We start from the raw sequence: 23155 nt of genomic DNA on the forward strand, positions 1-23155 counted from the left end.
TCAATGAGTTATACGCACACACCCACGGCGCAAAAAGGCTGGCACGGTCGATGCTCTATACCCTGCGAGCGCAACAGATTGCCTCACGCAGTAAATCCAACTCAATGACACTTTAGGAGAATGACCATGAAATCCCTGACCATCAAAGACCTGGCCCGCACCACCACCGAACTCGACCGTCACGCCATGGCTGGCGTATCCGGCGGTACCTATCAAGGCTGCAAAGCCCCGAAAGGCTACGAAGGCTGGATGCCATCCTTTACTTCGATCGATGCTTCTTCGAACAGCTTCTCGTTCGATGCCACTCAGGGCATTGCGCAAGACCAGAAGACGCTCGTCAATAATGGCAACAACGCAGCCTTCGTGTCCGGCATTACGGCCAACGTCAACCCGGACCAGAAAGCGCACAACACCATCAACTTCGGCTGATCGATGGCGGAAGGTGGTGAAGGCTGACTTCCGCTTTCACCACCAGATAAATGAAAGAAGGAGACTGACAATGAAAATTCTGATTATTAAGGACCTGTCATCCTTTAGCCAGGATCTCGAGAAAGAAGCCATGACAGCAATCCTGGGCGGACGCATGAAATTGCCATTTCAGCGCGCTAATGCCAGCGACCTGTTGACCGATGCCAGCGGCGACCCTGTTTCGGTATATGTCGATGGTGTCTTGGTCAACTCGGTGACCACCGGCTATGCGCCGCGCTGACAACAGATTTAACAAGCAATCTTCACAAACAGGCCCGCAATCGCGGGCTTTTGTTTCTCATCATCGATAATTGCAGGAAATGCCTGCACTATTTGGAGTGCACTCGCTATGGCATGACAGAGCATTATTATTTCGAAAAAATCATTACTTTCATACAAAGCGTTCTGCATACGCCACAGCTTTCCTGAAAACAAAGAGCTAAAATACGTACACTGACATTACCATCATTCCCCATGAAGCAACTCATCAACGCCCGCATCCTCTCCCAGGAAAACCTGCCCTCACCAGCCGCCATCCAGAATGAAATTCCGCATACCAAGAAATCTCTGGCCACCGTCCTGAACGGGCGCGCCACGCTGGAAGACATCCTGGACAGAAAGGACGCGCGCCGTTTCATCGTCGTCGGCCCCTGCTCGATTCACGATCCCGTCGCCGCGCTCGACTATGCACGCCGTCTCAAGGAACTGGCTGAAGAAGTGTCCGATGCGCTGGTCCTGGTCATGCGCGTGTACTTCGAAAAGCCTCGCACCACGGTCGGCTGGAAAGGCTTGATCAACGATCCTGACCGCGATGATTCCTTCAACATGGTCAAAGGCATCCGGCTCGCGCGCAACCTGCTGCGGGATATCAGCGAAATGGGTTTGCCCATCGGCACGGAAGCCCTGGACCCGATGATGCCGCAATACCTCGGCGACCTCGTCAGCTGGAATGCGATCGGCGCGCGCACCACCGAATCGCAGACGCATCGCGAAATGGCAAGCGGCCTGTCGACTCCGGTCGGCCTGAAAAACGGCACGGACGGCAGCCTGACCGTCGCCATCAACGCCATGCAATCCGCTCGCACGCCGCACGCCTTCCTCGGCATCGATGCCGACGGGCTCAGCTCGGTGATCCGCACGGCGGGCAACCCGCATGCCCATCTCATCTTGCGCGGCGGCCATTCGCCCAACTATGGCGCCGAATCGGTGGCGCAGGCGGAAGCAATGCTGACCAAGGTTGACCTCCCCGCTTCCATCGTGATCGATTGCAGCCACGGCAATTCGAACAAGGATCACAAGCGCCAGGTCGGCGTGCTGCAAGACGTCGTCAAGCAAATCCGCGACGGCAACCGCAGCCTGGTTGGCATGATGCTGGAGTCCAACATTGTCGAAGGCGCGCAGAAAATCCAGGCGGACCTGTCCAAGCTGGTATACGGACAATCCGTGACGGATGCCTGCATCGGCTGGGAAGACACCGTCAGCGCGATCCGCGAAGCGGCGGCCGTGCTGCGCGATACCGTCAATCGCTAAGTCGCCCTCCGTCGCCATTCAACCTGTCGCCGCGACTTGAGGTCAGCATCATGATGCTGACCTCTCGTTATCGGGCAAATCGGCCGGACGTGATCGTGCTCAACGTCCGGCCCATGGATGCAACTACATTGTTGCACTATGGGTCTCGACACAAGGTGGATTCGCCGGTGGACGCCGAAGCGCCTGTTCAGGCATACGGCCACGATGCTGGCAGCGTTATTCTTCATGTTAGCCGGCAGTTGCATGCTGGCTCATGCACAGACACTTTCCCCCCATGCCACCGCGCTGGAGGCCAAGCGCCTCGACCTGCAAGCGCAATTGCGAAACAACGTTTTCAAGGAGCCGCTGTATCTCAGCTCCCGAGAAGAAAAGCGCCGCGTGGAAGGCGATATCTTCGCCGAGATTCCCGGCTCCTTGAGCGAAGTCACTGCGGCGTTCAAGTCGGCTAGTACCGTCTGCGACCTGGTTATCCTCCATCTCAACGTTCGCGCCTGCCGTCCATCCGGCAGAGAAGGCAATGAATCGGTAACCATTGCGCTCGGCCCCAAGCGTGCCATGACTTCGGGTGAGCTTTACCACATCACCTATAGCCTACGAATCGAAGCCGCGGAGCCGGCCTATTTCAAGGCAACCATGCAAGCGCCCAAGGGGCCGCTCGGCACCCAGGATTACCGCATCGTTTTTGAAGCAATGCCGATTGGCGGCAAACAGTCGTTCGTGCACTTCGGTTATGCCTATGGCTACGGCACCGTGGCGAAAATGGCGATGGACCTCTACCTGTCGACGGCAGGCCGCAACAAAATCGGCTTCACTATCATCGGACATGGCGCAGATGGTAAGCCGATTCACGTCGGCGGCGAACGAGGTTCGCTCGAACGCAATGTCATGCGCTATTACCTCGCCTTGCTGGCATACAGCAGCGTCACCGCCGGGACAACGGAAGAAAGAATGAATATGCGGCTAAGAAAATGGTTCGCCCTGACTGAACGCTATCCCGCGCAGCTGCATGAGCTGGACCTTGCGGAGTATCTCGCAGAAAAGCGGAGCGAACTGGCAAGGTCTGCCGGCGCGGAAAAGTAGCGCTGTTTTCCGCCTGCTATTCGATGTCAAAGGCATTACCCCGGCGCGGATACAATCTTCGCCGCTATCGAGTCAGCTAGCCGCCACTCCCCCGTACTCCCATATTCATGGGAAGTATTCCTTACCTCATCGATATAACATTTTGCCTCTTGAATATTATTAAATTCACAATCAATTGAAATTGCAATAAAATTAATAAAAAGCAATAACTTAATTCCCTTCCTTTGTCTCTGCTTCATGCTTAGCTGAACTACAGGCAGAAGGCATGTTGATGCTCCACTTAATTTCAATCCTCATATGACAACGCATAACAACAACCTGGAAAAAGAAGACGTCATTCCACCTGGCGTGATTGCGCCGATCAAGATGATCAATGGTGTGGTCGATGAAACTGCCACCCTGCTGCAAGATAGCGGCTCGATGAAATTTGGCGAAGGCGTCATTGCCGGATCAATCGGCTTCACGCTTGGACTGCTGTGCCTGCTAGGCGTGATCGCCTTTCATTTCCCGGAATACCTGACGACTCCGGAATTGCGCAAGCAGTATTCAGTCGATCTGCTGCGGCAAATCCTGTTTTACTCATTGATTGTCGCCGGCGGCATTTCATTGGGAAGCATCATTCTCCGCAAGCAGCGAGGCTTGAGCATCACCACTTTATGCATGGTCCTGATCGCCATTGCCCTGGGCGGGTCACGCGTTCCTGTAGGTGACTTTCCGGACAATACCCCGTACATCGGCCTCGACTGGTTCATCCTGGATTTGCTGGGTTCGACGCTGATCTTTGTCTTGCTCGAAAAGCTGTTCCCGCTTTATAAGAAACAGGCTGTATTCAGAAAAGAATGGCAGACCGACCTGGTGCACTTCCTGGTGAACCACTTCCTGGTCGGCTTGATCCTGCTGATCGTGAACTTCCTGATCCACAAGGTCTTCGGCTGGATGGTGCACAGCGAATTTCAATCGTGGGTTCGCGCCATCCATTTCCTGCCGCAGCTTTTGCTCTGCATCCTGGTGGCCGACTTCATGCAATACTGGGTGCACCGCGCCTATCACGAGATCCCCTTCCTCTGGAAATTCCATGCCGTGCACCACAGCGCCAAGACCATGGACTGGATCGCCGGCTCGCGCATGCATGTGCTCGAACTGATTTTCACGCGCGTCTGCGTGCTCGGCCCCCTCTATGTCTTCGGCTTTGAAAAATCGGTGATGGATGCCTACATTATCGTGGTTGGCTTCCAGGCGGTATTCAATCACGCCAACGTTCACATCCCCTGGGGACCGTTGAAATACCTGGTGGTTACGCCGGACTTCCATCATTGGCATCATTCTTCGGATGACGCCGCCATCGACAAGAATTACGCCGCGCACTACGCATTTCTTGATCATATTTTCAGAACCGCCGTTAAGACGGACCGCCAGTTCCCAGAAAAATACGGTGTCGTAGGGGACTATGTGCCAAACGGTTTCGTCAAGCAGCAACTATTTCCCTTCAAGCGCCAGACGTAAATAGCTGAAGTGAAGCGGCACTAGCGAGCCATTGCAGGAATTGACCTGAACTTTATTGGCCAGGCCTTTTCTCTCAACCGGGATACAAATGCAAAAGGGGCTGTGATCTTTTCACAGCCCCTTTCATTTGCAGCGAGCCTTGTCAGTCTTCCATCGGCATGCGCATTCTTAGCCAGGGCAGACTTCCCTTCCGGTTTTAAAATTGCGTCACCTGCAAGCCAATGCTTTCCATGCTGGTGCCGGTTGCGCTATCCAGCCTGACCGTCACCTGGGTTTGCGCAGCGCTGCCTGCGTCTTCATGGATGACAATTTTCTCCCGCGCCTGCCTGCCATAATCCAGGCTGACATAACGCAGATCATAGCGGCCCGGACTTACATTCCTGAGAGTGAACTCGCCATGTGCAGGAATATAGAATTCGCGTACCGGTAGTTCATAAAGTCCCCGCACTTCGATCAGCTTGGCATAAACATCGCTAGTATTGTCGGCATTGGCGACTACCATGGTGATATTTCCGTCGTCATTGAGGATCGGCGCATCCTTCAGGTAAGCGGCACCATTCGGCCATGCCTGTCCATTTGGCGCCTGATGCGGGCGAACATATCTTGCGGACGCCGCATTCGGCAGCGAAATGGAAGTCGCCTTGGCCAGCACTAGTTGCGGAGAGCTTGATGGCGCATGACGCGGCTCCAACGTCACGGGAGCCGGCGCCTCTTGCGGCCAATCTACCCCTGCTTGAAACGGCTGCTCTTCCGGATATGTTACGGCTATGGCTGTTAGGACCATTGTCGCCACAGCGATGGCATACACTCCCGCGTGCTGCCAGACGTGCGAAGCACCAGTCTGCAGAAGCCTGTTGGCGAATGCGTATCTGAACCTTGTTATTGGCAGCCTGGAAGCGAGCTGCAACGCCAGGCTTTTCCAAGTGGGAAGAATGGTTGCGATAAGTCCATGCAGGCTTTCCTGTTCGGCTAGCCAGTCGTCGTAAGCCTTGCGCTTGGATGAAGAAGACAATATGTCGTAGGACACGTTGATGATTGCCATGGTGCGATTCGTGTCGGCCGATCCGGCGTTAAGGTCAGGATGGTATTGCCGGCACAGCGCCTTGTAGGCAGCGCGAATTACTTCATGGGGTGCGTCGCGGGTGACATTCAGAATGTCATAGTGGGTCAGAGCCAGCTTCATGGAAGGCTCACTCGCGTATCAAGCATTGTCTGTCTCCCATCGCCGCACTATTCAACTGTCGATCCGCTTTTATCAGCCGCAGTTGATATTCATGTTATTAGGGCGCTTACTACATCAATGTCACACCTGCCAAATTGCTTCAAACTTAGGTGTAGATCAGCAATCCTACTGATATGTCGATTGCGTGAATATGATTAAAAGCAAAATGAAAGTGCAATCACGACGTTTTTATTAGCTGGCGATAATTATCATTTCTGCCGGCAAATCCAGGAGGCGATCAGATTTAGCGATTAGACTTGCGAGCTTTCCGCTCATTCGTCACACCCGGTTTCCTTCATGTGGCGGCACATCACGCCGGCGAAAATCCTTGGAATGGATGCCATGCTTTTTTAGCAGCATTTGCAAATGCGAGCGGTTCATGTCGCAACGCCGCGCCAGTTCGGATACCGTACCGCCCACTTCGCGCAAGCCACGTTCCAGGAAAGCACGTTCGGCTTCATCGCTGGCGGCACGCTTGGCATCGCTGAGCGATATCGCCGCGCCGGCAATGATGGCAGCGGCGGCAGCCGTACTGTCGGCGGCTGATTCGTTACTGCTTTGCGGACGCGGACGTATATCGACCGGCAAATGTTCGATGCCGGCAGTATCGCCGGCCAGGCAGGTAATCCGGTAGATCAGGTTGCGCAATTCGCGGATATTGCCCGGGTAGGCATAATTCAGCAGGAAGTCACGCAGGCGAGGCGTCATTTTCACCGGTCGGCGTTTCAGGGCTTCGGCAGCCTCATCGCAGAAATAGGAAAACAGCAGCGGGATTTCATCCTTGCGTTCGCGCAGCGGCGGCAAGCTGACATGGATGACGCTCAGCCGATAAAACAGGTCTTCCCGAAACAGGCCCTGCTCCGAAAGCTTACGCAGGTTTTTGTTGGTGGCGGCGACGATGCGCGTATCGACGGCAATCGCCTCGTCGGCCCCGACGCGCTGGATTTCCTGCGATTGCAACACGCGCAAGAGCTTCACCTGCCCGGTCAGCGGCAATTCGCCGATCTCATCCAGGAAGATGGTGCCGTGATGCGCGCTTTCGAATTTGCCCTTGCGGTCGTTAGCCGCGCCCGTGAAGGCGCCCTTCTTGTGGCCGAACAGTTCCGACTCCAGCAGGTTTTCGGGAATGGCGCCGCAGTTGACGGAGATGAATGGCTTGTCGGCGCGCGAACCATTGGCATGGATCACCTTCGCCATCAATTCCTTGCCGGTGCCGGATTCACCATCGATCAGGACAGGCAAGTCGGTCGGCGCGGCTTTTTCCGCGACTTCCAATGCATCCAGCAAGCGGGGATTGTCGCCGAAGGTTCCTTCGAATACGAAGCTGCGCGCCAGCAGCGCGCGCCGCCGCTCGCCCGGCGATTGCACGACCTTGACACCCTCGCCGCTTGCCGCCTGCACGAAGCGTTCCTTGTGCGACAGCTGCATGACTTCGTCGCGCAAGCCATTGGCCTGCCGCAGCAGCTTTTCGATTTCCGGCCTGTCCAGCTTGGAAGCCCAGCGCAGGCGCGAACGCAGGATCTCGATTTTTTCGAGCAAGCCGGCATAAGACAATGCCGAGCTGCCCTGCTGCACTTCCTGGTCGAGTATCTTCATTGCCACTATTGCACCTCGTCGCTGTTACCCTGCGCTGCTCAATTGCTTTTGCACCAGCTGGTAATACATGCCCTTCCTCGCCACCAGTTCTTCGTGCCTGCCCTGTTCCACCACGCCGCCTTCGTACAAAACGAGGATCTTATCGGCCCGCATGATGGTGGAAAGGCGGTGAGCAATGATCACGGCAGTGCGGCCCTTGAGAATCTCGCTCATGTTGCCGATGATATTGCTCTCAGACTGGGTATCCAGCGCCGAAGTTGCCTCATCAAAGATCAGCAGGCGAGGATCGTGGTAAAGCGCGCGCGCAATACACAGCCGCTGAATCTGACCGCCTGACAAGCCGACGCCCCGCTCGCCCACCACCTGCTCATATCGCAGGGGCAGCTTGCTGATGAAGGCATGCGCATCGGCCATCTTGGCCACTTCCTCGATGCGGCGACGATCCGGGCTGTCGTCACCGCTGGCGATGTTTTCCGCGATGGTGCCGGAAAACAGCAGGTTACTCTGCATGACATAGCCGACCTGGGCGCGGTAATACTCCTTGTCGATCAGGCTCATGTCATAGCCATCCACCAGCATCTTGCCTTCGGTCGGCGGATAGAATCCGACCAAGAGCTTGGCCAATGTCGTCTTGCCGGAACCGCTGCGGCCGACGATGGCGACCAATTCACCCGGCTTGATGTCGAGATTGATGTTTTCCAGTACGTACGCGGTCTCTTCGCCGCCGTAGCGGAAGTAGATGCCTTCCAGCTTGATCTCACCCTGCAAGTCCGGAAGCAATATCCGTGACGGCATATCTTCGGGCTTTTGTTCTGGTTCCATGTCCAGCACATCGCCCAGGCGCTCCATCGCCACGCCGGCATCATTCAACTGGTTCCACAGATTGACCAGGCCCATCAGCGGCGCCAGCACGCTGCCCATCAAGGCATTGAATGCCATCAGCTGACCAATCGTGAGTTCCCGTGCCAGCACCAGGCTTGCCCCCATCCATAGAATGGCGATGGTGGTAGCGGAATTCAGTATCTGGCCGATCAGCGAAACAAAAATATGGAAGGTTTGCGCGCGGTACTGCACCTCCAGCGCCTTGGCATACTTGCGTTCCCATTTCAACCGCACCGGCCGCTCGATCCCCATGCCCTTGACGGTTTCCACGCCGCCCAGCGCTTCCATCAAAAAAGACTGGGCATCGGTAGAGACGTTGAACACTTCGCGCGCATATCCCTTGAGCCTGGGTGTGGCCAGTACCGTCAGCGCAATGATGGGAATAACAAAAGCAATCAGCAGCAGCGTCAGCTTGACGTTATAGAAAAACATGATGGTGAAGTAGATAAACACCATCAAGAGATTCAGCACCGTCGTCACTGTCGATTCTGTGAGAAAGGCGCGAATGGTCTGATTTTCCTGGAAGCGCGCCAGGATATCGCCGGTCTTGCGCTTGGCAAAAAAGGAAAATGGCAGCGACATCGCATGCTTGAAAAAATGCGACATCATGGAGAAATCCAGGTTGCGCACCATGAAGCTGGCCAGGAAGGAGCGGATGGTGCTCATCACCTGGGTAAAGATGTTGGAGATCACCAGACCCAGGATCAGCAGATGCAGCAGGCTGACATTCTGGTGCACGATCACGCCATCCAGGATGTTCTGGATAATAATCGGCGGCACCAGCCCCAGCACCTGGATGACGAAGGTCGCGAGGAACAGGTGCGCGAGAATCTTGCGATAAGGCTGGAGATAGGCGACAAAGCGTACCCATGGCGAACGCGCGGCCGCCATCTGCACCAGGTTCTGTCCCGGACTGAACAACAGGCAGGTGCCGCTCCAGCCGCGCTCGAATTCCGCGATGCCCATCTTCCGGAATCCCACAGCCGGGTCGGCAAGCCATACCTGGTCCTTGGAGACGCCGTACACCACCACGTAGTGATAGCCTTCCCAGTGAATGATGAATGGCAGCTCGAAACCCTGCAGCGCATCGAAAGTACATTGCACGCCACGCGTGGTAAAGCCTAGCGATTCTCCAGCACGCGCCAGGCTGTCGAGCGTGGCGCCCTGCGTAGTGACATTGGCCAGTTCGCGCAACTTACCCAGCGTCATGGAAATGCCATAGTGCTTGCACATCATCGCCAGGCAAGCGGCGCCGCAATCCATTTCCTCGGCCTGTTCGATCCAGGCAAAGCGTTTGATCACTTTCTCGCCGAATTTCGGCTGCGATTTCAAGTCCAGCACCACCGGGCGCTTGCGGCGCTCGGCGAGCTTCTTTTGCCGCTCCAGCTCGCGCTCGACGGCGCGCATGCGCTCTTCCAGGATGTCGCGCAGCTTGGGATTGCGCTCCAGGATCAGGTGCACGGTCTTTTCGGGAATGACCAGCAACGTGGCATCGCTCACGGCGCTGGCCGTGGCGAATTGTTCCTGCCGCATCAGGCAGGCTTTTTCACCGAAGATGTCGCCAGGACCAAGCGCGGCGAGCGCAAACTCATCGCCGCCTTCGCTGCGCGAGATTTTCACCTGGCCATGCCGGATCACATACAGGCGCCGGTCTTCGCGCGCATCCTGCCTGAGGATTTCGCGGCCGGCGGGTATGCGCTTGATGCCGACGCTTCTGACGAACTCTTCGAGTTCCTTGCGGTCGACCTTGCCTTTCAGGTCGAACAGCCGCGCCACCACGCCGCCGGCGGAACTGATCGCGACGTAACTCGCAATGAAATCCTGCGCCGCCGGGTTTTGCGCCAGCATGGGCGCGATCGCCGCACGTGGAATGAACAGCAACTCGGTCTTGCCGGAAGAACGCACCGAATACTCGTGGCGATGTTCGCGCAGCATGGCGAGTTCGGCAAACACTTCCCCCGTCTTGCGTACGCCCAGGCTGCTTTCCTTGCCGCGCTCTTCGGTAAAGACGCGCACCGAGCCTGATTTCACCACATACAAGCCATCGGCCGGTTCGCCTGCCTTGCAGATATTGTCGCCAAATGCATAAAAGCGCGACTGGGCCTGGGTCGCCAATTGTTCCAGTGCCGTACGCGAGAACGATGCCAGAAGCTCGACGGTGCCGAGAAAATCAGCAAGGGCTGGCGCGCTGGTTGCTGGGGTCGAAGGGACATCCATGTGGGCGCCTGTTCAGGTTACCGTCAATGCGTCTCGATAATGTGCTCCTGCGCCCTTGCCGCCAGCCATTCCTCGCGCAGCAGCCGGCGTACTTCGGTAGCGGTATCCTCGTCGAGCGTGGCAGGATGCTTGGCGTTGACTGCGAATATTTCGTAAAACTCCCCATCGGGAGAAGGAAACGGCCCGAGCAGGTCACCGACATCGGCATTGAAGACCTTTGCCTCGACATCGGTTTTCAGCGAGCCGCGCAAGACCTTGCCGATGACGCCGCCGTGTTCGCGCGTATCGGCAATGGAATGCTCACGCGCCATTTCGGCAAAACTGTCCGGCTCTTCTTCAAGATAGGAAATCATTTCCTTGGCTTTGTCCTCGGTATCCAGGACGATGTGGCTGACCTCGATGCTATCGAAGCGCGGGGAATGCAGCTTGAAGTATTCCTCCACCGCGCTGTCGCTGCACACCTTTTCCATCATTTTTTCCTGGTACAGGCTGTCGGTGATGAAGGCCTCGAAGTCATCCAGCGTGATGCCCAGGGCATCGAAATAGTGGTTGGTGTCGGCGGCGCGGTGCAGGCCCTGCACGCGGCGGAACTGGTCGGCGCGCTCCTGTATCTCATCGGGCGTGACGACGATGCCCTGGCGTTTGGCGGCCCGCACCGTCAGCTTGTCGCGCACCAGCTGCTCGATCAGCCCCTGGAACTGCCCGGTGAGCTTCAGTATCTTGACGAAATCTTCGACGCCTACGACTTCATCGTCGATCCGCACTATTGCCGTCATATTCTCTTCTCCTTGGCCTGATCCCTCCATTCCGGCGAATGCTTCCGGATGAAGCCACCCTGTTTGCTTACCGGCACAGAAGATGTACTCGCGTGATGAAATATTTTGAATTCCCGCAATTGGATTTAGACGGCTTGCCATTGAAACCGGTTCATCTCCCTGTCAGAGAATTGGAGGCCGCGCAATCGAAAGGCATTTAACCAAGCCGCCTTGTGGCAATTGCAAAGAAAATCCGGGCTGAGCCAATGAAAAAATCGGGTAAAAAATCTTGCGAACTCTTCTTCGTTCCAGCGTCTATCTTTTACAATGAAAATGTTTAATGCCATGGAACAAGACAGGGATGGAATCCATTGAAATTGTATTGGCAATGCTGTTGGCCGTCGTCGCCAGCGGCTACCTGGTGCGCGCGCTGCCAATCTCTTTGCCGCTACCGCTCGTGCAAATCGCCCTGGGCGCCGTCATATCGGGCGTATTCAAACAAGGCGTCATCCTCGAACCACACATCTTCTTCCTGCTCTTTCTGCCGCCATTGCTATTTCTCGACGGCTGGCGCATCCCCAAGGATGGGCTCTTTCGCGACAAGGCAACGATCCTGGAGCTTGCATTTGGACTGGTCATATTCACCGTGCTCGGCATCGGCTTGCTGGTGCACTGGATGATTCCGTCCATGCCGCTGCCGGTGGCGTTTGCGCTGGCGGCAATCGTCTCGCCGACCGACCCGGTGGCGGTCTCTTCCATCACGACGCGGGTGCCGATTCCTCGCCGGCTGATGCACATCCTGGAAGGCGAATCGCTGCTGAACGATGCTTCCGGCCTGGTCTGCTTCCGCTTCGCAGTAGCAGCGGCGATGACCGGGAGCTTTTCGCTGGCCAGCGCGTCACTGACTTTTCTGTGGGTGGCCCTGGCGGGGCTGGGAATCGGCGCCGGAATCACGATGGGTATCAGCATTGCGCAACGCTGGCTGTCACACCACTTCGGCGAAGATGACGGCTCGTCGATCCTGGTCAGCTTGTTGACCCCGTTTGCCGCTTATCTTGCGGCGGAAACATTGCAAGCCTCCGGCATCCTCGCCGCCGTCGCCGCCGGCGTCACGATGAGCTACGTGGAATTGACCGGCCGCGCACTGGCCACCACGCGGCTGCATCGTTCAGCGGTCTGGGATACCGTGCAATTTTCTCTGAACGGCATCATGTTCGTCCTGCTGGGCGAACAGTTGCCCGGCATTGTGCACGGCGCCATGCAGACCGTTGAAACAGGTGAACATCTGGCGCCCGTGTGGCTGTTCGGTTATGCCCTGGCCATTTGCCTGGGATTGATCGTGCTGCGCTTTATCTGGGTATGGGCTTCTTTGCGCCTTACCCTGTTCCGTCGGCAGGGCGAGAATCATGAGCCGGTCAAATCGCACTGGCGCTTGCTGCTGGCGACATCCGTTGCCGGCGTGCGTGGCGCCATCACGCTGGCCGGCGTGCTGACCTTGCCGTTGCTGCTGCCGGATGGCACGCCTTTTCCCGCGCGAGATCTGGCGATTTTCCTTGCCACCGCGGTCATTCTGCTGACGCTGACCGTAGCCAGCATCGCCCTGCCCCGGCTGTTACGCGGGCTCGAAATCCCTCAGGAGGCCACCGCCTTGCAGGAAGAAGACCTGGCGCGCCAACATGCCGCCAGGGCCGCGATCGCCGCCATTGAAAGAACCCGGCGTCGCATGGCACGCGATGCGGCCGACGCCGATATCCATACCAAGGCAGCCTCCCGTGTCATTGGCGTATACCAGCACCGGCTCGAACAAAGTGCCGGCGGCGAAGGGGAAGCCAACCAATTGCGCCGGGCGGATCAGGCCGAGCGGACGTTGCGGCTGGCGGCGCTGGAAGCCGAGCGCAATGAAGTATTCAAGCTGGCGCGGGAGCAGCGCATCTCTGATGCCACGTCCCGCAAGCTGGTACGCGAAATCGATCTGGTCGAGTCGCGCTATCGATAGAAGATCAGCCTATTTTTGCATGAAATCGGAAAACCGCCGGGCGACGACGATAGACAGCGTTTCCACGTGCCGGAAGAAATGCGCGATGGTGAAACATACCAACAGGCTGGCAAGCACCGTCATATGCACGGCGCGCTCTCCATGGCCAAATTCTGACGCATTCAGAAATAACAGCATGCCGCTGGAGAATGAGCAGATCACGATGAAATGCGTCAGGTAGATGGGAAAGGAAATGCTGCCCAGGTAGCGCGATAGCGGGCTTTCCAGGAAGCGGCGAAACGGCGCGTAAAAGGCAGCCACGAAGACCATGCCGGACGCCGCTGCGATCGACAGGAAGTCGGCGCGCGCAATATGCGACACGGAAAGACCCTGCCCGCGCAGGCTCACCGTGGAGTAGTACACGACGGCTATTCCCAGAAGCGGCAAGGCAAGACGGAGCTTGCGGAAAACCGGCTTGTCGCGATGGTGATAACACAAAGCGATAGCCAGGCCGCAGATAAACGACAGGTAGTAAATGTTTTTTGTCAGGATAAAGTACAGCATCAATGCGCCGACGAAAAACAGCCGCTTTTTCAAATGCATCAGCAATGCGCAAACCGCGAATATCACGAACGAACCATACAGCTCGACCGGCATGGTCCAGAGGATCGGATTATACGAGCGGGCGGCATCGCGATGGGTGAATACGTCATACAGGCTGAACCTGATGCTGTCGAACAGGCCCGGCGCAAAAGTATAGAAATTGGCAAGCCATTGATTGCCGTGCGCGCGGCCGGCATCGACGTTATACAGCAAGCCGCCCGCATGCAAGGCATAGGCCAGCAAGGATGCGCAAAGAATGGGAATGGCCAGGCGGAGATACCGGCGCACGCACAATGCGGTGAGGATGCTCAGGCGCCCTGTCTGGATATAGCCGATCGATAGCGCAAATCCGGAAAGAACGAAAAAGATGAATACGGCCAGATTGCCGTCAGTCGGAAACGCCCAGTACCAGCCCTTGTAGGCTTGCGACGCGCTGCCGACAAAAAATACCAGCAAGTGGCTCAACACCACCATCAGCGCGGCCCACCCTCGCAACCCATCCAGAAAAACCAATCGATCCTGAGCCGCCGGTGATTCGACGACGACATTGACATTTAATGCTTGGGTCATGATGAAGGCAGCTTGGCGCCTGCTGGAAAATATTGCGATGCGCCGAAGCGGCACATAAAGATAGGTGAAAACGCTGTCAACGCGAAGCCAGTCAGCATACAAGACAGCAGTTCTTCACGTCAATGAATGCAAAATACTGCGCTATCTTGTTTATAACGATTGTTGTATCAATGCAGTTTTTAAGCAGGATTTTAACAAGAAGTATAAATCGACCTGGTCGCTAGACGCAAATATCGAATCAAGATAAGTCATTGAATTGAATTGGTATTCCGTATAAAAATCCGAGAATACCGTGTCAATTTAGACAAGCAGATATATAAATGTTGCATAACTGTTATCACAACCAAAAAGCACAAAACAGTTGCTAAACAATCTATATTCTTCCTGCAAATAGTGCAGCGCAACATAGGCCGTTAAACGAGCGTAATGAATGCGGTTGAGCCGCTGCAATAAAACATTAAATCAGGGAGTTTGCTAATGAAAGTCTTGCGCCTACGGAATGCGGCTGCACTGTTAATGTCGTACGTTTTTATCACTTCTGCGGGTGTAGCCAACGCCCAAAGCACTGCACAGACACACAACCTGTCACTTCCCTATCTAGGCTGGGCATATCCGGGCACGCCAGCCACGCTCGAGACCGACCTGAAATTCCTGGCCGATCCCGGTCCGACCACGCCCTGGTTCCTGTCCCATCAATTTGTCCTGGAAGATGCAAACGGTGCCTACAGCAGCGGCGGCTACATTGGCATGCAAACCAATATGATGGGCTCGAATGCCAAGGGCGTCATGTTTTCGATCTGGAATGCGACTTCCGCCAAGCCCGGCAATGGCGCAACCTGCCAGCCTTTCGGCGGAGAAGGCGTCGGCATGCAATGCTACCTGGCCTACCCCTGGGTTGCCGGCAAAACCTACCGACTGCGTGTGGTCAATGACCGCGGTTCGGCATACAGCGCCTATGTGATCGATACGAGCACCGCCACGCCGACGGTCACCTACATTGGTCAGATTCAAGCGCCAGTCAGCGCCGTCAATCTCGGCCGCAACAGCGTGCAGTGGGCGGAATACTATGGTCAGGCTCCCGCGAACTGCGCCGATTTCCCCTACGTGAAAGCACAATGGTCGCGTCCAAAAGGCGATAACGGCGTCATCCTCGCTGACAAGCCGACGATCCAGTATGCCGAAACCGCGTATTGCCGTAACACCGCGGTGATCGCCAGTGGCAGCGATTACCTCATGGAAGGCGGCAATCCGGCAGCGGGCAACCGGCAACATCTGACAAATTCGACCGGCAAGTACCTGAACCAGGTCACCACCAACGGCGCATGCGGCGGCGCCGGCGTCAAAGCCGATGCCGGCACCATCACGGCATGTACCGGCCTGACTCGGATTCCGCTCGGCGGCGGCAAGGTCGCCCTGCAGGCGGAAAACGGCCTTTACCTGAGCTGTGACAATGGTGGCGGTGCCGGGGTCAGTGCGAATGAAAGAACGGTTTCCACCTATGCGACTTTCACCGAGACACTTGCCTCGGGCAAGGTGTCATACAAGAGCAGCGGCGGCCGTTACCTGACCGTCGCCAGCTGGGGTACGCTCGACCTGAAATGCAGTGCCTATCTGGCCAGCACGACGGAGAAATTCACTCCGTTCGCCAACAAAGCAAGCAGCGCGACAGTCACTGCGTCAAGCGACAACCCGTCGACCGGCCAGACCGTTTCCAAGGCCATCGATGGCGCAGCTACCGGCTACCCGAACGATTACACGCGGGAATGGACGACCAATGGCGAAAATGTAGGAGCCTGGATTCAGCTGAAGTGGCCGACGACGACTTCCGTCAAACAAGTGATCCTGTATGATCGTCCCAACATGAACGACCAGATCCTCGGCGGCACCCTGCTTTTCAGCGATGGTTCCAGCCTCAAGGTCGGCGCCTTGCCGAATGACGGCTCGCCATTGTCGATCAGCTTCACGGCGAAGAATGTCACCTGGATCAAGTTTCGCGTCGACCAGGCGACTGGCTGGATCGGGCTGTCTGAGTTCGAAGTTTTCTAAGTTCGAAGTTTTCCAGAACTAGAAAAATTCCAGGCGCATGCTGGCCCGGGTACTTTGCACAGCAAGGAAGATTTCGCGCAGAAAAGCGGCCAGGCCGCTGATAAATGCCAGCATTGCCAGCACAAACAATCCTGCAATCCAGGTTGACAAGTTGATTGATACGATTGCATCGATGAATGCGCTGGCAATGATCACACCAACGGTCAAGCCGCAAGACACTTCACAGCTGAGCGCGATATAAATCGTACGCAAGCGGCGTCCCAGCAAGGCGAGCTCGATATAGCGGAAGTTTACCTCCTCCGCCGTCAGGGATTCGTGTTTCTTTTCCAGAACGCGGATGCGGTCGACGATGCGCGACAGACGATTGACCAGCACGCCAATGAAGGTACCCACCGCTGTCAGCAAAAATACCGGGGCAACTGCGAGTTGAATGACGTGCGTGACGTCGTTGACATTAACAAAGGGGAACAGAGGAAACTCCTTCCGGTGAATACGAGAGAACCATCATTAGCTAGTGTAGCAATTTTTGGTAATCCAGCAACATGGGCAAGCGCCTTGGCCCTTGCCGGAAGGAGTATATATGCCGGGATTAACGCCGATGACGTTGCACTCGCGGCGCTCCAGTGTGACGCGTTTCCAGATGACGGAACGTGATGCGTCCCTTTTGCAGATCGTAAGGTGACAATTCCAAGGTGACCTTGTCGCCGGCAAGAATGCGAATGTGATTCTGACGCATTTTGCCGGACGTATAAGCAATCAATCGATGTCCGTTTTCGAGATCGACGCGAAAGCGCGAGTCAGGCAAGACTTCGATTACTTGGCCGCGCATTTCAAGAAGTTCTTCTTTAGCCATTTTCATTCCTATCTCTATTTGCGACGGGCACCCGGAAATCGTTCTCGCAGTCAGGCCAATCTGGCCGCGAAAAGATAAAGTGCAAACCCGCCAGGGTCGTATTCCGGTTACCCGCCAAATTGCAGGGAAATTACAACGCATTGAAAAATGCGGTAATGCTGTCGCCTTCGTGCAGGCGATAAAAAGAGAATGTGGTGCGTTACGTTCGCGATGAAGGCAACACGTCACTTGAGGCTTCAGGAAGTTCAAGGTATCGGCACCGGGAACTCATCTGAAGGAACATCTCATTATACCGCAGAATGCATTTGCGCATGAAAGACCGCCTTGGCGCACTTCAGCTGGCCGGCCTACATTACGTCCTTGAACAACAAATTTTGTAAGCGGAAGTAATAAATCAAAACGATGGCAGTACGGATGCGTCAAAGTTGTCAGGGCTATTTTTTTGGAGTGCTGTCATGAAACGCTTGCCCATTCTTGTGTTCCCGGCGATCCTCCTGGGAGGCTGCGTGGCGATGCCTTATGAGACTGACAGCGCAATCTATGCGGGTTATCCGGCAACGGTCACCGCACAGGCGGGCAGCGTTTATTATTACGATACCCAGCGAGTTTCCCCATACGGATACTCGTACCCCGCTCCCTATTACGGCAGACCGTATCCGCCACAAACCTATCCCTATCACCGACCGCCTGTCTATACGCCGCCGGCGCCGGTCATTGTGCCGCCTCCCATGGAATTCCACTACAGGCGGGATGCGCAGCCAGGCTGGCAAAACAGACCGCTTCCTCAACACGACCAGTTCCGCAACGGTCCGCAATCGAATTGGCGTCATCCCGGCACTCCGCCCTCCAACTTGGAACACCGGCGTGACGGACGATCCGATTCACAGCAACGTGAATGGGGGCGAAAGGACTGGGGGCAGCGCGACTATGGCTCGGGCAGCAATCATCGCGGTCATTCCTACCAGAGATAATTGTTTGCCGTAGTCGCTTAGCGTCCCACCGAAGGCGGCTTCAATTCGACGATACGGGCTTCGCGCTGCCTCGTCATCATGTCAACCACCCGGCAATCGCCGCACATCTTAAGACGGTTGAGGTTGCCGGCAAACGCACCGTGCTGCGACAGCCTCTCCATCATATTCTCGATCATCTGCACCGTGCCGAACGGCTTGCCGCAACGGATGCAGTTGAACGGCTGAGATTCGTTCAATACCACGGCCTTCTTCGATTCTTCGGTGAAGGCAACGCGCGGCACCAGCGTAATCGCATGCTCGGGGCAAGTCTTTTCGCACAGGCCGCACTGAACGCAGTTCTTTTCCACGAAGCGTAACTGCGGCGCATTCTGGCCATCCATCAGTGCCGATTCCGGGCAAGCACCGACGCATGACATGCAAAGCGTGCACGCTGCCTTATTGACGGCAATCGCGCCGAACGGCGACCCGGCTGGCATGGGAATAATTTCCTTACGCGCAGGCGCGTGCCGGTAGAGATGGTCGAGCACGAAATCCAGTGTATTGCGCTTGTCGGCCGCCACGTGAAAGCTTGCCGGCTGCGCAGGCGCTTCTCCTTGCGGCGCACGGCGCAAATCTTCATCCAGCTCCGCCGGCGTCACTGCCTGGATGAGCGCCAGGTGAGCGCCCGCATAGCCCAGCTCTGACAATATCGTTTGCGTGATATGCATTTGACGTCCGAGCGCTTCACGATACTGCGGCGCTTCCTCGTCTGTCGTCAGCACGGCGACGCCGCTTGCGCCATAAGCGATCGCCGCCAGCCACAGGTCGATGCCGATCGAGGCCGTATGGTGGACAGCGACAGGAATGACGCGTGCCGGGATGCCGTGTCGTCCATCTGTTGATCCTTGCCGAGTCAATTCATTGATCAGCGTATTGCCACGCTTTTCGCTATGAAAAAGGATAAGCGGATAGCTGCCGCCATTGGTGATATATGCGGACAGCATGGCTTTCAGGCGCCGCCCGATTTGCGGGGCATTCGGATAGGCATAAGTGAGCGCGCCGGACGGGCAAACCGTGGTGCAGGCGCCGCACCCCATGCATAGATGCGGCTCCACGCGGATACGGTCGCCGGCCGGGCTGATCGCCGCCGTCGAGCATGTCTCGATGCAGGCATTGCAGCCTTCGATCTCATTGCGGCTATGGGCGCACAAGCGCTCCTTGTAATGGAAGTAGCGCGGCTTTTCGAATTCCCCCACCATCTGCGCCAACTGCACTGCGGCGCTCATCTGCGCCACCGGCTCACGTCCAGCGGAAAAATAGCCTTGTGGCGGCTGGTGCAAGGAAATGAGCGGCACCGTGGACAGGTCGAGCACCAGATCAAAATTGCCGCGTCCATCCTCTTTGTTGTCGTCGGAGCCCTGTTCCGACGGCTGCCATTGCACTTCAAATGCGCCGAGCCAACCGTGAATGCGCATCACCTTTCCATGCAAAACCAGGCAGCCCGCTTGCCCGGAAAGCTCGGCTGCGCTGTTTTCCGGGCCTTCATCGGTGATCAATACGCATACGCTGAGGTTCTTGCTCAAGAGCCTGGCTAGCGGCAAGGCCTGGTCCGCGCTGCCGATAATCAGCGTTCGTCCGCGCGATGCATAAGTCACGGTTGCAACGGGGTCTGGCGGCGGCACTTCGGCATCAGCCAGCAGTGCCGCAGTCTTGGCGAGCGATTGCAGGCGTTCCGCCGCTTCACTAACTGGTGTCACGATTCAGTTCTCCCTGTTTCTCTGTTGTCTGGCTTGTCGCCACAATTTCTTCACCACAGTCAGCTGCGCATCCCTGCGCGTGCGTATCAGCCATGCCAGTCGGCTCGTGTTCATCCGGTGCCTCTTGCTCCTGCAGAAATCCCTGGGCTTGCCGCAGCGCCGCCAGCATCGGCGTTGGTAAAGGAATTGCCCGGTTGTAATCGCCCATGTAAATATCCAGGCCATCGGGCTGATTGAAATGCGGATCAGTGAACAACTTTTTCAAGGCCAAGCGTCGCACACTTTTATCAACGCCTTTCGCCACGAAAGCCGAATAATCGGACTCCTGCGTCAAGTACATGGCGTCTTCCAGGGTTGGTACTCCTGGAGTGGAAGTGACAGCAGTGCCTGCGCCCGCCCGCGCAGGCGAACCGGATTCATTTTTCTTTTTGACACGCGCCACTTCATGGCTGGCACGTTCGTCGTTTACTTCGTCACTGCCGACGGGTTGACGAACTTCCGCGCTGCCGCCGCTTTTCAGCCGCGACCAGCGTCGCAGGAATCCTTCACCTTCCACTTTTCCCCCTTGACCGGCATTCCCCATAACCGATGCTCACCTTATCCATGCTGCCTGCCCCGCTTACCTTTAGGCGGCTGGTAATACATCTGCAGGTAACAGGTTAGCCAGGAACGGATTACCGCCGGCATCGGCACGCCATCTGCCGATTCGCCCGAATCGAGCATGCGGGTGCCTTCAGCATAACTGACCGAGGCTTGCACGGGCATGGCGATGCCATCCTGCATGCGCCACATCACAAAAACCTTGGGTTCCGGCGCAACGCAATTTTCAAAATAGCCATCATTCTCGTCCGGATACAATTCGAGCGTAAGACCCGACACCAGGAAATGTCGGCGGCCATTACTTTCTTCACCTGTAGGGCTTTCCAGTTCCTGCACAGGCGGCAGTTCGCCACGATCCGGGACTATCCCTACCGCAGACCAGGCTTCATCATCCGCCCAGCGATGCTGAACGGTACGCCGCTGCATGATCACGGCAATCGGCATACTGGCCATACGCATACGATGCTCCCTTTTTATGACGATCCCGGCGGGCTGCCTGTCGGCTTCTTTTTGACGTTTTCGCTCGGCGGCGCCGTACCGGATTTTTCACTCTTCACCGGCGCCTCTTGTGCTGCACTACCCATGCGACCGCCCGGCTGCCCTGAAGCACTTGATTGCGCGGCAGGCGTACCTATGGCGGCAGCCGGCGCCGCCACCGGCGTTGGCGGATTCACTTTCTTGCCATGAGAGGGAGCATTCGCGCGCCAGCGGGCGGCAACGCTATCCATGGATGCCGCCAGGGCTTGCTTATCCTTTTCCGCCTGAGCGGCAGCCTTGGCTTTCTTATCTGCCGCAGCCTGTGCCTGGTCCGGTGTTGGCGCCGGTAGTTTGGCAAAGCCGAAACTCGATGCAGCAAGCATCAGGATGCCAAGCCCCGCATGTAAATATTTTCTCCATATTCCCATCGCGGTTCTCCTAACGGCGGATAGTACTGGTTGTGCTCGATGCCGAGCTTGCGCTCGTCGACGACCGGGTCGAAGCGGTAGAAGATGCTCCTCCAGACGGTGAAGCCTGCTCCGCGCTCTGCACACTGCCGCCAGTCGCGGCACCGCCAGTATTGCCGCCGCTTCCGCCGGGAATGCCCGGCGTGCCACTGGGTTGCGCGCCACCGGACTGCCCTGCCGATTGAGGGCTCACTCCCTGAGACGGGCCGCGTCCGGATTCCTGCACGCTGCCGCCTGTGGCGGCACCGGACGTGTTGCCTCCGCTACCACCAGCAATGCCCGGAGTGCCGCCAGCATACGAACCATCCGATTTCTGTGAGGAGCGTGCCATGACTTCGCCACTGGTGCCACCACCAGCCGTAATTTGTCCGGGAAACTTGGTTTGAGCCGCGCCGCTGCCTGACCCGCTTTGCTCGCCACAGGCAGCTACGGAGGCCAGCATGGCTGTTGCGGTCAAATACATGAAGACTCGCCGTTTATCCATGTTGGTTTCCTTTGATAAAAGGGAATGCTGCTTTGCCATCAATGATGGCGTGGATGCGGAGGGACATCGGCCGGTGGCGGCGCATGCGGCGGTACGCCGCCTCGCAGCTCGTCATACCAGTATTCGTGATGTTCCCGCGCCCACTCGGCATCCACGGTTCCGTGACGCATCGCCTTGTAAGCCAGCGGATCGGCCAGCGTTCCCATGTAGATATGGCCCAGCGCGCCGATGATATACAGTGTCGCGCCGCCGATGTGCAGATAGTTAGCCCACTGCAGCACGTAACGGGTTTGGCCGAAGGTGACGAAATCCAGGATCAGTCCCGTGATCGACATAACCAGGCCAAGCAATACCACGCCGCCCCAGAACCATAACTTTTCACCGGCATTGAAAAATCCTGCAGGTACATGCCGATGCGAGATCAATCCGCCACCCGACTTGATCCATTGCCAGTCGTGACGCTCGAAGAAGTTCCGGCTCAGGAAGGTAAAGAACATGAATAGCGAACAGACGATGAACAGCGGCCCGACGAAGTTATGCAGGTATTTGGAAATGACCGCCACCCAGGAAAATACTTCATGTCCCATCCACGGCAACAACAGCTTCTTGCCGAACATGATGATCAGGCCGGTGAAGGCGAGCACGAGGAAACTGATGGCAGTCGCCCAGTGCACGATGCGGTCCCATGCCGGAAAGCGGGTGATGCGCTGGCCGGTTTCCGGATGTTCGAGCCTTGCTGGACCTGTCAGCAGGTAAAAACCGAGGATCAGCAGCGGCACGACCAGCAGCGCAGTGCCGGCCACCATCGCGATGGGGCCATCCCGCAGCGTGCGCCAGGTATTGCCCCCGCGCTGCAGGATGACTGTGCCTTCGGACGCGCCGTACTGGCCGAGATAATGGCGGTCGACATGCACCTTGCCTGATGACGCGGACGACCAGCCTGCCTCAGGCACATCCTTTTCCGCCTGGAGGATGGTCTGCTCTTCGGCATATGCGGGCACGGCATCCTTGTGCGGAACCGCGGCGAATGCCATGGAGGCGCTCAGGAAGGCCAGCACCAGGAATAGCAGCACGCCGGAAATCCATTGCCGGCAAATAGTCATTGATCCCATTTCGCACC

The 23155-nt window shown here is 56.8% G+C and carries 21 protein-coding genes; 8 read left to right on the forward strand and 13 right to left on the reverse strand.

Annotation, left to right across the window (positions count from 1 at the left end):
* The first annotated feature begins 126 nt into the window (after window positions 1-126).
* From EDC30_RS12730 to EDC30_RS12750, 5 genes are all read left to right on the forward strand, one after another.
* Entirely contained in the window at window positions 127-429 is a 303-nt protein-coding gene (locus EDC30_RS12730; protein ID WP_132259228.1) for a hypothetical protein, read from the forward strand.
* Window positions 430-499: 70 nt separating this feature from the next.
* Complete coding sequence (locus EDC30_RS12735; protein WP_132259229.1) at window positions 500-709, forward strand: hypothetical protein; 210 nt, start codon at window positions 500-502, stop codon at window positions 707-709.
* 233 nt (window positions 710-942) lie between these two features.
* Window positions 943-1998, forward strand: coding sequence for a 3-deoxy-7-phosphoheptulonate synthase (locus tag EDC30_RS12740; RefSeq protein ID WP_132259230.1), 1056 nt, complete (start codon window positions 943-945; stop codon window positions 1996-1998).
* A 243-nt stretch (window positions 1999-2241) separates the two neighbouring features.
* Window positions 2242-3078 carry a hypothetical protein gene (locus EDC30_RS12745; RefSeq protein WP_132259231.1) on the forward strand — a complete coding sequence of 279 codons (837 nt, stop codon included), beginning with the start codon at window positions 2242-2244 and terminating at the stop codon, window positions 3076-3078.
* Between the two features lie 366 nt (window positions 3079-3444).
* On the forward strand, window positions 3445-4581 hold the full coding sequence (locus tag EDC30_RS12750) for a sterol desaturase family protein (protein ID WP_132259373.1): 1137 nt from the start codon (window positions 3445-3447) through the stop codon (window positions 4579-4581).
* Between the two features lie 196 nt (window positions 4582-4777).
* Here the strand turns inward: EDC30_RS12750 and EDC30_RS12755 are convergent, their stop codons facing one another.
* The 4 genes from EDC30_RS12755 to EDC30_RS12770 form a co-directional block, all read right to left on the reverse strand.
* Entirely contained in the window at window positions 4778-5764 is a 987-nt protein-coding gene (locus EDC30_RS12755) for a J domain-containing protein (RefSeq protein ID WP_132259232.1), read from the reverse strand.
* Between the two features lie 318 nt (window positions 5765-6082).
* Window positions 6083-7399, reverse strand: coding sequence for a sigma-54 interaction domain-containing protein (locus tag EDC30_RS12760; protein ID WP_132259374.1), 1317 nt, complete (start codon window positions 7397-7399; stop codon window positions 6083-6085).
* A 24-nt stretch (window positions 7400-7423) separates the two neighbouring features.
* A complete protein-coding gene (locus tag EDC30_RS12765; RefSeq protein WP_132259233.1) occupies window positions 7424-10498 on the reverse strand; it encodes a peptidase domain-containing ABC transporter in 3075 nt (1024 codons plus the stop codon).
* A gap of 23 nt (window positions 10499-10521) precedes the next feature.
* Window positions 10522-11274 carry a peptidylprolyl isomerase gene (locus EDC30_RS12770; protein WP_132259234.1) on the reverse strand — a complete coding sequence of 251 codons (753 nt, stop codon included), beginning with the start codon at window positions 11272-11274 and terminating at the stop codon, window positions 10522-10524.
* A gap of 340 nt (window positions 11275-11614) precedes the next feature.
* Here EDC30_RS12770 and EDC30_RS12775 point away from each other — a divergent pair, with 340 nt between their 5' ends.
* On the forward strand, window positions 11615-13249 hold the full coding sequence (locus EDC30_RS12775; protein WP_132259235.1) for a Na+/H+ antiporter: 1635 nt from the start codon (window positions 11615-11617) through the stop codon (window positions 13247-13249).
* A 9-nt stretch (window positions 13250-13258) separates the two neighbouring features.
* Here the strand turns inward: EDC30_RS12775 and EDC30_RS12780 are convergent, their stop codons facing one another.
* A complete protein-coding gene (locus EDC30_RS12780; RefSeq protein WP_132259236.1) occupies window positions 13259-14401 on the reverse strand; it encodes an acyltransferase family protein in 1143 nt (380 codons plus the stop codon).
* Between the two features lie 477 nt (window positions 14402-14878).
* Here EDC30_RS12780 and EDC30_RS12785 point away from each other — a divergent pair, with 477 nt between their 5' ends.
* The gene (locus EDC30_RS12785) at window positions 14879-16447 is read left to right on the forward strand and encodes a DUF7402 domain-containing protein (RefSeq protein WP_132259237.1); all 1569 of its coding nucleotides are present in this window, start codon (window positions 14879-14881) and stop codon (window positions 16445-16447) included.
* Window positions 16448-16465: 18 nt separating this feature from the next.
* Here the strand turns inward: EDC30_RS12785 and EDC30_RS12790 are convergent, their stop codons facing one another.
* The gene (locus EDC30_RS12790) at window positions 16466-16939 is read right to left on the reverse strand and encodes a DUF2721 domain-containing protein (protein ID WP_341539869.1); all 474 of its coding nucleotides are present in this window, start codon (window positions 16937-16939) and stop codon (window positions 16466-16468) included.
* A gap of 97 nt (window positions 16940-17036) precedes the next feature.
* A complete protein-coding gene (gene infA / locus EDC30_RS12795) occupies window positions 17037-17300 on the reverse strand; it encodes a translation initiation factor IF-1 (RefSeq protein WP_132259239.1) in 264 nt (87 codons plus the stop codon).
* 455 nt (window positions 17301-17755) lie between these two features.
* Between infA and EDC30_RS12800 the strand changes: the two genes are divergently transcribed.
* On the forward strand, window positions 17756-18271 hold the full coding sequence (locus EDC30_RS12800; protein WP_132259240.1) for a hypothetical protein: 516 nt from the start codon (window positions 17756-17758) through the stop codon (window positions 18269-18271).
* A 17-nt stretch (window positions 18272-18288) separates the two neighbouring features.
* On the opposite strand, the gene EDC30_RS12805 is transcribed toward EDC30_RS12800, so the two are convergent.
* Genes EDC30_RS12805 through EDC30_RS12830 form a run of 6 tightly spaced genes read right to left on the reverse strand, consistent with a single transcriptional unit; the run spans window position 18289 to window position 23147 of the window.
* Window positions 18289-20007: a 4Fe-4S dicluster domain-containing protein gene (locus tag EDC30_RS12805; RefSeq protein ID WP_243656771.1), complete on the reverse strand. Its 1719-nt coding sequence runs from the start codon at window positions 20005-20007 to the stop codon at window positions 18289-18291.
* Complete coding sequence (locus tag EDC30_RS12810) at window positions 19994-20590, reverse strand: DUF3306 domain-containing protein (RefSeq protein ID WP_132259242.1); 597 nt, start codon at window positions 20588-20590, stop codon at window positions 19994-19996. Before EDC30_RS12810 ends, EDC30_RS12805 begins: the two co-directional genes overlap by 14 nt.
* Window positions 20591-20604: 14 nt before the next feature.
* Window positions 20605-21066: a DUF3305 domain-containing protein gene (locus EDC30_RS12815; protein WP_165973818.1), complete on the reverse strand. Its 462-nt coding sequence runs from the start codon at window positions 21064-21066 to the stop codon at window positions 20605-20607.
* Between the two features lie 14 nt (window positions 21067-21080).
* Complete coding sequence (locus EDC30_RS12820) at window positions 21081-21512, reverse strand: hypothetical protein (RefSeq protein ID WP_132259243.1); 432 nt, start codon at window positions 21510-21512, stop codon at window positions 21081-21083.
* Window positions 21513-21522: 10 nt separating this feature from the next.
* Window positions 21523-22035: a hypothetical protein gene (locus EDC30_RS12825; RefSeq protein WP_132259244.1), complete on the reverse strand. Its 513-nt coding sequence runs from the start codon at window positions 22033-22035 to the stop codon at window positions 21523-21525.
* A 38-nt stretch (window positions 22036-22073) separates the two neighbouring features.
* Entirely contained in the window at window positions 22074-23147 is a 1074-nt protein-coding gene (locus EDC30_RS12830; RefSeq protein ID WP_132259245.1) for a formate dehydrogenase subunit gamma, read from the reverse strand.
* Between the last annotated feature and the right edge of the window lie 8 nt (window positions 23148-23155).

It is taken from the genome of Paucimonas lemoignei, from assembly GCF_004342585.1.
Taxonomy (GTDB): domain Bacteria; phylum Pseudomonadota; class Gammaproteobacteria; order Burkholderiales; family Burkholderiaceae_D; genus Paucimonas; species Paucimonas lemoignei.